Here is a 2,665-nt window from a genome sequence, read left to right as displayed (position 1 = left end):
ACATTGCCATCCTGGTGGTTGCCGCCGACAACAGCGTCATGCCGCAGACGATCGAATCGATCAGCCATGCCAAGGCGGCCGGCGTTCCGATCATCGTGGCGATCAACAAGATCGACAAGCATGATGCCGATCCGCAGAAAGTGCGCTCCGAACTGCTGCGCCACGAGGTTTTCGTCGAATCCATGGGCGGTGAAGTTCTGGACGTCGAAGTGTCGGCGACCAAGGGCACCAATCTCGACAAGCTGCTCGAGGCGATCCTGCTGCAGGCCGAAATTCTCGACCTGAAGGCCAATCCGGATCGTACCGCCGAGGGTGTCGTCATCGAAGCCCAGCTCGACAAGGGCCGTGGCCCCGTCGCGACCGTGCTGGTGCAGACCGGCACGCTGATGCCGGGCGACATCCTTGTTGCCGGCAACGAATGGGGCCGGGTGCGTGCGCTGGTCAACGATCGTGGCGTGCAGATCAAGGAAGCGCCGCCGGCGATGCCGGTGGAAGTGCTTGGCTTGCAGGGCACACCGCAGGCCGGCGATCGCTTCGCCGTGGTCAACAACGAGGCCCGTGCCCGCGAGATCACCGAATACCGCCAGCGGCTGGCGCGCGAGAAGGCGGTTGCCAAGCATGCCGGCCAGCGCGGTTCGCTTGAGCAGATGATGTCGCAATTGCAGACAAGCGGGCTGAAGGAATTCCCGCTGGTCATCAAGGGCGACGTGCAGGGCTCGATCGAGGCGATCAACGCCGCACTCGACAAACTCGGCACCGACGAAGTGCGTGCGCGCATCGTCCATGCCGGCGCCGGCGCCATCACCGAAAGCGACGTGTCGCTGGCGGAGACTTCGGGTGCCGCGATCATCGGCTTCAACGTCCGCGCCAACGTCCAGGCGCGTGCCGCCGCAGCGGCGGCTGGCATCGAGATCCGCTACTACTCGATCATCTACAACCTCGTGGATGACGTGAAGGCGGCTCTGTCGGGCCTGCTGTCGCCGGAGCGTCGCGAGACCTTCATCGGCAACGCGCAGATCCTCGAGATCTTCGACATCACCAAGGTCGGCAAGATCGCCGGCTGCCGTGTCACCGAAGGCAAGGTCGAGCGTGGCGCGGGTGTGCGCCTGATCCGTGACAACGTCGTCATCCACGAAGGGACGCTGAAGACCCTGAAGCGCTTCAAGGACGAAGTTTCGGAAGTCCCCGGCGGCCAGGAGTGCGGCATGGCCTTCCAGAATTACGAAGACATGCGCGTCGGCGACGTCATCGAGTGCTTCCGCGTCGAGATGGTGACCCGGACACTCTGAGTTCGAGTGACTTGTCCATACCGGGCGGTGGCCGAAAGGCCGCCGCCCGAGGTCTATTGAGAACGACCCATATGAGACATGCGGCACGGTCCCATCCCGCGCCTCACGCTTCAGGATAGAGAAAAATGCCCCGTCCAACCACATCCAGCCCATCCCAGCGCATGCTGCGCGTCGCCGAACAGGTGCGCCATGCGCTGTCCGAAACCCTGCAGCGCGGCGAGATCATCGATCCGCTGATCGAGAACACCGTGGTGTCGGTCTCGGAAGTGCGCATGTCGCCCGATTTGAAGGTCGCTACCGCTTTCGTTTCGCCACTCGGCGCCAAGGATACCGATGCGGTGGTCGAGGCGCTGAACAAGCATGCGAAATTCATCCGTGGCCGTGTCTCCGGCGCGCTGCGGCAGATGAAATTCATGCCGGAGTTTCGCTTCAAGCTCGACACCTCCTTCGACAATTTCGCCAGGATCAACGACCTCTTGAAATCGCCGGAAGTGGCGCGCGATCTGGGTCCTGAGGACCAGCAAAACGCGGACCAGGACAAAGACGACAACAAGGACACCGAATAGTGGCGCGCCGCGGCAAGAAGAAGGGCCGGCCGATCTCGGGCTGGCTGATCCTGGACAAGCCGGTCGGCATGGGCTCGACCGAAGCCGTCTCCAAGATCAAATGGCTGTTCCAGGCGGAAAAAGCCGGCCATGCCGGCACGCTCGATCCGCTGGCGTCCGGCATGCTGCCGATCGCGCTTGGCGAGGCCACCAAGACCGTTCCCTACGTGCAGGACGGCGCCAAGATCTATCGCTTCACCGTCGCATGGGGGCAGGAGCGCTCCACCGATGACCTCGAAGGTCCGGTGTCGAAGGAGTCCGATCTGCGTCCGTCGGAAGCCGAGGTGCTCGCCCTGCTGCCGAAATACACCGGCGTCATCATGCAGACGCCGCCGCAATTCTCGGCCATCAAGATCGCCGGCGAGCGCGCCTATGATCTGGCCCGCGACGGTGCGACGGTCGACATACCCGCGCGAGAGATCGAGATCGGCCGTCTGGACGTTGTCGAGCATGGCGCCGACCATACTGTTTTCGAGGTCGAGTGCGGCAAGGGCACCTATGTGCGTTCGCTGGCCCGCGACATGGGCCGCGACATGGGCTGTTTCGGCCATATCAGCGAATTGCGCCGGGTCGAGGTCGAACCGTTCACCTCGGAGGACTTCGTTACCATCGCCGAGTTGGAAGCTGCCCGTTTCGGCGTGGTGGAGGGAAACGCGGACGCGACTGATATCGCCGACGCTACGGTAGCCGCCGACACGGCAGAGGCTGCCGACAAGGTGGAAGTGCCAATCGACTTCGATGCCATCGATGCGCTCCTGGTCGACACATCGG

The 2,665-nt window shown here is 63.3% G+C and carries 3 protein-coding genes; all 3 read left to right on the top strand.

Translation table 11 applies throughout. The annotated features are described in order from the left end of the window. Positions 1-1,289 (top strand): translation initiation factor IF-2 (gene infB / locus EN939_RS28990; RefSeq protein ID WP_127271126.1); only part of this gene is annotated, 1,289 nt, incomplete at its 5' end. Between the two features lie 125 nt (positions 1,290-1,414). Next, positions 1,415-1,855 (top strand): 30S ribosome-binding factor RbfA, encoded by a 441-nt coding sequence (rbfA, locus tag EN939_RS28985; protein ID WP_127270705.1) that lies wholly within the window; start codon positions 1,415-1,417, stop codon positions 1,853-1,855. Then, positions 1,855-2,665 (top strand): tRNA pseudouridine(55) synthase TruB (gene truB, locus EN939_RS28980; protein ID WP_127271124.1); only part of this gene is annotated, 811 nt, incomplete at its 3' end. The genes rbfA and truB, both read left to right, overlap by 1 nt.

The organism is Mesorhizobium sp. M7A.F.Ca.CA.002.05.1.1, assembly GCF_003998335.1.
Classification (GTDB): Bacteria; Pseudomonadota; Alphaproteobacteria; order Rhizobiales; family Rhizobiaceae; genus Mesorhizobium.
The sequence above is the reverse complement of the archived record's forward strand: the minus strand, read 5'-3'. Positions and strand labels throughout refer to the sequence as shown.